Source organism: Tepidimonas sp. (assembly GCF_046292505.1).
In the GTDB taxonomy this organism is placed as follows: domain Bacteria; phylum Pseudomonadota; class Gammaproteobacteria; order Burkholderiales; family Burkholderiaceae_C; genus Tepidimonas.
Window position 1 is genome coordinate 1 of record NZ_JBKBQX010000159.1, and the last position, 834, is coordinate 834.

Sequence of the window (834 nt, forward strand, 5' to 3'; positions counted from 1 at the left end):
TCGCCACCGCCGCCCCGTAGCCGACCAGCACATTGGTCACGGCTTCCACCAGCGACATCCAGCGCGACTGCTTCATCTTGCCTCCTCAGCTTCCCGGGCGTGGATTCCATGCCATGCCTTTTCCACGCCAGATCTCGCCACGCCGGGGCTTGGCATGCGGTACCGGACCTGGACCACACCCTGCCTTACGACCTTCAGTCGATCATCCCTGCCTCGAGGGGCTGATCGCTCGCCAGCTCATCGAACAGCAAGCCATCGTCGGCGCGCTGCGCCTTCTGTCCGGTCCAGTCTTGCCAGCGGCGAACAATAACGTCGCAATACTTCGGATCGAGTTCCATGACCCGACAAACGCGGCCCGTCCTCTCGCAGGCAATCAGCGTGCTACCCGAACCGCCGAAGCAGTCCAAAACAAGACTGCCCGGACGACTGGAATTACGAATCGCGCGCTCAGGCACCTCCACCGGCTTCTGGGTCGGGTGCAAGGTATTCTTCGCGGGCTTCTTGATCTCCCACACGTCGCCCTGGTCACGATCACCGCACCAGTGCCGATTAGCCCCCTCACGCCAACCGTAGAGGATGGGCTCATACTGCCGCTGGTAGACGGCATGCACGAGCGTGAAGCTGTTCTTGGCCCAGATGATGAAGGTCGACCACTTGCCGCCGGCGGCGCGGAAAGCCGCTTGCAGTGTGTCGAGTTCGCTGGAGGACATGGCGATGTAGACTGCACCGTCGCACCGCTGTAGCGCAGGCTTGAGTGCGGCAAGCAGGAAAGCCTGAAAGCCTTCGCCCAGGTTGTCGTTCAGAATAGGGCGGTGGGTGCCGCGCAGCTTGTCC

The 834-nt window shown here is 62.5% G+C and carries 1 protein-coding gene; it reads right to left on the bottom strand.

What is annotated here, in order from left to right:
• Window positions 1-194 precede the first annotated feature (194 nt).
• Window positions 195-834: DNA-methyltransferase (locus ACK4TH_RS12460; protein ID WP_409626907.1), on the bottom strand; the 640-nt coding region annotated here is incomplete at its 5' end.